The organism is Kitasatospora sp. NPDC059803 (genome assembly GCF_042732255.1).
Classification (GTDB): domain Bacteria; phylum Actinomycetota; class Actinomycetes; order Streptomycetales; family Streptomycetaceae; genus Kitasatospora.
In genome coordinates, this window is the sequence record NZ_JBHWIJ010000402.1 from 1 (window position 1) to 6263 (window position 6263).

At 75.3% G+C, this 6263-nt stretch carries 4 protein-coding genes and 1 pseudogene; 2 read left to right on the top strand and 3 right to left on the bottom strand.

Annotation, left to right across the window (positions count from 1 at the left end; all coding sequences use genetic code 11):
* Positions 1–301: 301 nt before the first annotated feature.
* The 3 genes and pseudogenes from ACFV6I_RS36590 to ACFV6I_RS36600 form a co-directional block, all read right to left on the bottom strand.
* Positions 302–1612: pseudogene (locus ACFV6I_RS36590) on the bottom strand (PP2C family protein-serine/threonine phosphatase); the annotation flags it as partial.
* 168 nt (positions 1613–1780) lie between these two features.
* On the bottom strand, positions 1781–2437 hold the full coding sequence (locus ACFV6I_RS36595) for an FAD-dependent oxidoreductase (RefSeq protein ID WP_380430296.1): 657 nt from the start codon (positions 2435–2437) through the stop codon (positions 1781–1783).
* A complete protein-coding gene (locus tag ACFV6I_RS36600) occupies positions 2341–3186 on the bottom strand; it encodes an NAD(P)/FAD-dependent oxidoreductase (RefSeq protein WP_380430299.1) in 846 nt (281 codons plus the stop codon). The genes ACFV6I_RS36595 and ACFV6I_RS36600 overlap by 97 nt, the downstream gene beginning before the upstream one ends.
* 573 nt (positions 3187–3759) lie before the next feature.
* On the opposite strand from ACFV6I_RS36600, the gene ACFV6I_RS36605 reads away from it, so the two are divergent.
* Both ACFV6I_RS36605 and ACFV6I_RS36610 read left to right on the top strand, forming a co-directional pair.
* Positions 3760–4623 (top strand): TetR/AcrR family transcriptional regulator, encoded by an 864-nt coding sequence (locus tag ACFV6I_RS36605; protein ID WP_380430302.1) that lies wholly within the window; start codon positions 3760–3762, stop codon positions 4621–4623.
* Between the two features lie 338 nt (positions 4624–4961).
* On the top strand, positions 4962–6263 hold a 1302-nt coding region (locus ACFV6I_RS36610; protein ID WP_380430304.1), incomplete at its 3' end, for a sigma-70 family RNA polymerase sigma factor.

Sequence of the window (6263 nt, forward strand, 5' to 3'; positions counted from 1 at the left end):
CTGGTGTCTTCTGCGGCTTGACGCCCCGTCCGACGTTTCAAACTCTAGCCGATCCCCGCTCCGAAAAGCGAATCGGCCGCAATCCAATAAAACGAGCACACCGAATAAGAACCAAGCCGCGACAAGACGCGACCCAGCCCGAACCGGGAAGTGGTGTTTCGAAAGGATTGGCTACCGCGGGACCGTCCGCGCAAAATGCGTGTCCGGTGCTCCCTGCCAGGCAGCTCGAAGAACACTAGACCTCGGGGAAGGCCGAGTCAAGCTCCGGTTCCGCCCCGGCGACGCTCTCTTCCTCCGCCTTCTCCTCCGCCTCCTCCGCCGGCAGGTGGAAGGCCAGGACGGCGACGTCGTCGTCGTGCTCGGAGGTCACGCCCATCGCCCGCAGGAGGCGGGCGCAGATCACCTCGGGGGCCCCGACCGCGCCGGTGAGGGTGCGGGCGAGGAGGTCGAGGCCCTGGTCGATGTCCTCGTCGCGGCGTTCGACCAGGCCGTCCGTATAGAGGACGCCGGTGGTCCCGGGCAGCAGGCGCAGGGTGTGCGAGACGTGGAGGCCGTCGCCGGTGCCGAGCGGAGGGCCGTTCTGCTCCTCGCTGCGCAGGACCGTCCCGTCGGGGCAGCGCAGCAGCATGGGGAGGTGTCCGGCGGAGGCGTAGGAGAGGGTGCGGCGCTGCGGGTCCCAGACGGCGTACGTGCAGGTGGCGATCTGGTTGGCGTCGATCTCCATGGCGAGGCCGTCGAGCAGGCGCATCACCTCGTGCGGGGGCAGGTCGAGCCGGGCGTAGGCGCGGACGGCGGTGCGCAGCTGGCCCATGACGGCGGCGGCGCGCAGGCCGCGCCCCATCACGTCGCCGATGACCAGGGCGGTCCGGCCGCCGTCGATGGCGATGACGTCGTACCAGTCGCCGCCGACGGCGGCCTCGGCGCCGCCGGGCTGGTAGGTGGCGGCGACCCTCAGGTCGGCCGGCTGGTCGAGCTTCTGCGGGAGGAGGCTGCGCTGGAGGGTGACGGCGGCCTCGCGCTGGCGGCGTTCGGCTTCGCGGAGCCGGGCGGCGGCGAGGACCTGGTCGGTGACCTCGGCGGCGAAGATCAGGACGCCGGCGGGCGGTCCCTCGGCGAGGGTGTCCCCGGTGTCGCCGGGGCCGCCGGGGCCGCCGGGGCCGAGCGGGACGCAGGAGACGTTGTAGTAGCGGTTGCCGGTGAGGCCGAGGATGCAGCGGGCCTTGACGCTGCGCGGGCGGCCGCCGCGGATGACCTGGTCCATCAGGGCCAGGACACCCATGGTGCCGAGTTCGGGGAGGGCTTCTCCGGCGGGCAGGCCGGTGGTGCGGTCGCCGAAGAGTTCGCGGTAGGCGCGGTTGGCGTAGCCGAGCTGGTGGAGCGGGCCGTAGGTGACGGCCACCGGGGCGGGGATCCGGTTGAGGACCTCGCGCAGGTTCTGGGGTTTGTGCAGGTCGAGGAGTTCGGCGGCGGTGGCCAGGTTGGTGGGGTCGCGGGGGCCGGGGACGACGACGCCGTCGGCGGAGGGCGCGCCCTCGTCGGTGCCGGCCCCGGTTGGCGGGGCGGCACGCCAAGGGACTCCGGTGAGCCGGGCGCTCCAGCGCATGAGGTTCAAACGACGGCCGCTTCCTCGATTTCCAGGCATATCATCACTTTTTGTGTGCACATCAGCACACGGGGTAATGACTAGGTTGGGCTGATCCTGTCAGGCAAGGGCCCGATTCCGGAAGTCGCCCGCCCGGCGTGGCCGCCCGTTCCGCCCCGGCACGGGGCGCCGGGGCGCTCACCGCGGGGCGTCCGGACCGCCGTCGGGCCGCGGCCCGGACCCGGCCTCGAACTCCGGACGCGGATGCTCCGCCGCCCCCAGCGAGACCACCTCGCGGGAGAACAGCCCGCCCAGCACCCAGTCCATCAGCACCCGCACCCGGCGCTCCGCGCTCGGCAGGCGCCGCAGGTGCCGGGCGCGGTGCAGCCACCAGGCCCGCCGCCCGGTGATCCGGCGGCCGCGCCGGGTGTGGGCGACGGCCCGGCGCAGGCCCAGCGAGGTCGAGCAGGCGACGTGGCCCGGCCGGTACTCGGCGAGGCCGGGGGCGTGCGGTCCGGCGTCCAGGGCGACCGCGATGTTCCGGGCGAGCAGCTCGGCCTGGGCGAAGGCGTGCTGGGCGTTGGGCGCGCAGGGCGCCCCGTCCGCGTCGGGGTCCGGTACGGCGGCGCAGTCCCCGGCCGCCCAGACGCCGGGCAGCGCGCGCCCGTCCGGGCCGACGGCTTGCAGGGTGGCGAGGCAGCGGACCCGGCCGAGGGTGTCCAGCGGCAGGTCGGTGTCGCGCAGCAGCGGGGCTGGCCTCACCCCGGCCGTCCAGACCAGGGTGCGGGCACCGAAGCGGCTGCCGTCGGACAGGGCGACGACCCGGTCGGCGGCGGACGCCAGGGTGGTGCGCAACCGGATGTCGACGCCGCGTTCGCGGTGGGGGGGGCGGGGGTGGGGGGGGGCCCCCCGCCGCCCCCCGGGGGGGGGGGCCCGGGGGGGGGGGGGGGGGGGGGGGGGGGCCCCCCCCCCCCCCCCCGCGACTCCTCGGCGAGGATCCGGTCGGTGGCCTCGACCAGGACCCAGCGCAGGTCCTCGGGGCGGACGTTGTGGTAGCCGCGCACCGCGGTCCGGGCCATGTCCTCCAGTTCGGCGAGCGCGCCGACGCCCGCGTACCCGGCGCCGACGAAGACGAAGGTGAGCGCGGCCTGGCGCAGGGCCGGGTCGCGGGTGGCGGAGGCGAGGTCGAGCTGTTCCAGGACGTGGTTGCGCAGGCCCACGGCCTCGCCGACGGTGGAGAAGCCGCGGCCGTGTTCGGCCAGACCGGGCACCGGCGCCGTCCGGGAGACCGAGCCGGGCGCCACCACCAGGACGTCGTAGGGGAGTTCGATCGGTGCGGCGGCCTCTCCGGGGCCCGCGGCGTCGGCGAAGGCGCGGCGGGCGGCGTGTTCGATCCGGGTGATCCGGGCGGTCAGCACCCGGCAGTCCGGCAGGGCCCGGCGGAGCGGGACGACCACGTGCCGGGGGTCGATCGAGCCAGCCGCGACCTCGGCCAGCAGCGGGTGGTAGGTGAAGTAGGCCTGGGGCTCGACGACGGTGATCTCGACCTCGCCGCGTCGCAGGCGTTCCCGCAGGCCGCGCTGGAGGTGCAGCGCGGTGGCCATCCCGGCACAGCCTCCGCCGGCGATCAGGATTCTGATGGTGCACCTCCTGCCGATTGGCGCTTCCTCCCGGCCCCGCGGCCGGGGGTGTCCCCCCTCGCGCCCCCCTATGAAGGACCGGCAGGGGCGGTCTTGTCCACAGTCCGTACCGCGCCGGATGTGACGGGAGTCGACGGCTGGGGCCAGTTGTGCTGCCCGGGCGACTTTCTGACGGACTTTCGGCCGCGAACGGGCGTGAACTATGGTCGGATTGTGTGCCGGAGCGGTTACCGCCATGACAATCGGCGGCGACGCACCGTGGAGCGGCCACTACGGCCAGTTCCAGCGTTGGCTCGAGAACCCGACTGCGGGACAGTCATCCGGGGAAGGGTAGTTCCCGGACAAGGCCCCGGACGGTGCCGACGCGCCGAGCCGGACGCGAGCCGGCCCGGAGGCACGAACCGTGGTCACGAAACGGGACGGGCGGCAACGAGCGATGGGTCATCAGGTCATTTCTGACGGGCTGAGCTGCACCGGGGGGTGCAGGGGCGGGCGACGACAGGGTCCGGGTTCGGGCGCCTGCGGGGGAGAGTTGGGATGATGGAGCAGGAGCAGGTGTTGGGGCGAACGGGAGCACCGCACGCCGGCCAGGGCATGGTGCCGGAACAGCGCGGCCCGGTGGACCTGCCGCCGGAGGTCGGGGCCGCCTATCCGGGCGTCCCCTACCGGGTGGAGCCGCCACCGGTCGTCGTGCACGTCCCCGGGGCCCGACTACGGGTGGACGCCCGGCGGAATCTGGAGAGCGTGCTGCGGGCCGCCCGCGAGGTGTTCGGCGAGTTCGGCTACGGCGCGCCGATGGAGGAGGTCGCGCGCCGGGCCGGGGTCGGCGTCGGGACGGTCTACCGGCGCTTCCCGAGCAAGGAGGTGCTGGTCCAGCGGATCGCCGCCGAGGAGGTGGCCTGGCTGACCGCGCAGGCGCGGGAGTCGCTGTACGGCGGCGGCGGGGCCTGGGAGTCGCTGGCCGGCTACCTGGCGCGGGCGGTCGGCACCGGCGCCGGGCGGCTGCTGCCGCCGGAGGCGTTCCGGTACGCGGAGGAACTGGGCCGGGTGCCGGAGCAGCGGGTGCCCGAGCCGGCCGCCGTCCGGTTCGACCTGCGCGGCGACGACGCGCAGAACGGTGCGGCCGTCGAGCCGTCGGCGGCCGACGCCGATCCCCGGCTGCTGCTGCAGCTGCTGGCCGCCCTGGTCGCCAGGGCCGGCGCGGCCGGCGAACTGCGGCCGGGCGTCACGGTGTCGGACGTCGTGCTGGTGCTGACCGCCTCGGTGCCGGTGCACGCGGCCCGCACCACGCCGACCACGGCCGGTTTCTCGGCCGGGGTCCAGCAGGCGGAGGGGCAGCCGACGGCCGGCCCCTCGGAGCGGCTGCTGGAGATCCTGCTGGACGGCCTGCGGGCACGCTGACGCGCCACCGCGGGCGCGGCCGCCGCAGCTGGCGGGGACGGGAGTTGGACGGGAGACCGGCGCGCGGACCAGTCACGCGCGCCGGGTGCGGGCGGTGCACAACCACCCGCCCTGTGCTGGCCGAACACATCCGCGACGGCTCCTCGGAAGAGTGGGTCCCGGCCGGTCCGGCTACCGCCCATCTCTGCGCTATGCCATCCTTTGCCCGTGGTTGGAGCCAATGTCCCGATGCGCGCCCTTCGCGCGCCCTCGGCGCCGTACAGCGCGGAACCGTGCGCCCACGCGCTCCCGCGCGCCCTGCCACACTGCGGGGGCTGTCGTGGAATCTGGGGTCCGTTGTGAGCGCCGAGGAACAGAACGACTACGGGTACGGCCTCGACTTCGGCCCGTCCGGAGGCTTGACCGGGGGACTGGCCGACGGCTCGTCCGGCAGTACGTCCAGTACGCCCGAAGGCCCCGCCACGGCCTCCGGCGGCCCGGCCCAAGTACCCGGCGCCGCACCGGGTTCGGCCACCGGCCCGACCGCCGGACACGTGCCCGACCAGGCGGGCATGCCCAGCCGCGAGTCCCTCTCCGCCTCCGCCGCCGCGCTGCCCCCCGGGCGGGTGCCCGGCCAGGCCCCGGCCGGCCGCGGCGGCGTCGCCCCCGAGGCGTTCGTCGGCGCCGGCCGCCCCGCCCGCCCCACCGTGCCCGCCCCCGCCGACCCGGTCGACGGCGAGCGCCCGGCCTCCGACGCCGAGTTGACCGCCCGGGTCCGGGCCGGCGACGACACCGCGTACGAGGAGATCTACCGCCGGCACGCCGACTCGGTGCGCCGCTACGCCCGCACCTGCTGCCGGGACAGCTTCACCGCCGAGGACCTCGCCGGCGAGGTCTTCGCCCGCACCCTGCAAGCCCTGAGGGCGGGCAAGGGCCCGGAGTTCGCCGTCCGCGCCTACCTGCTGACCGCCGTCCGCAACGTCGCCGCCGCCTGGACCCGCAGCGAGCGGCGCGAGCAACTCGTCGACGACTTCAGCGTGTTCGCCCAGACCTCGGCCGCCGTCGTCGACCTCGACCTGGCCGACCCCGGCGCCGATGCCTGGGCAATGGCCATGGCCGACCAGCGCATGGTCATGCAGGCCTACGCCGAACTGCCCGAGGACGACCGGATGGTGCTCTGGCACACCGAGGTCGAACGGGAGTCCCCGAAGACCGTCGCCGTGATGCTCGGCAAGACCGCCAACGCCACCGCCGTCCAGGCCCACCGGGCCCGCGACCGGCTCGCCGCCGCCTTCCTCCAGGCGCACGTCTCCGGCAGCCAGGACCGCACCTGCGAGGCGTACGCCAACCGGCTCGGCGCGTACGCGCGCGGATCGCTGCGCAAGCGCGCCTCGGCTGAGGTCGGACGGCACCTCCAGGAGTGCAACCGCTGCACGGCCGCCTGCCTCGAACTCACCGAGATCAACACCGGCCTGCGCGCGCTGCTGCCCGGCGGCGTGCTCGTCTGGATCGGGGTCGGCGGGTTCAGCGCCGCCGCGGCGGCCGTCGGCGGGGTCGCCGCGGTCGGCGGTGCGGCTGCGGGCACCGCGGCGGCCACCTCCGGAACCGCGGGTGCGGGTGCAGCTGGCGGAGCGGGTGCGGGCGCCGGTGCGGCCTCCGGC

What these genes read in the sequence shown, in the direction of transcription:
- ACFV6I_RS36605 (WP_380430302.1), top strand. Translation starts at nt 3,760, where the DNA reads ATGATGGAGCAGGAGCAGGTGTTGGGGCGAACGGGAGCACCGCACGCC.
- ACFV6I_RS36600 (WP_380430299.1), bottom strand. Translation starts at nt 3,186, where the DNA reads ATGGCCACCGCGCTGCACCTCCAGCGCGGCCTGCGGGAACGCCTGCGA.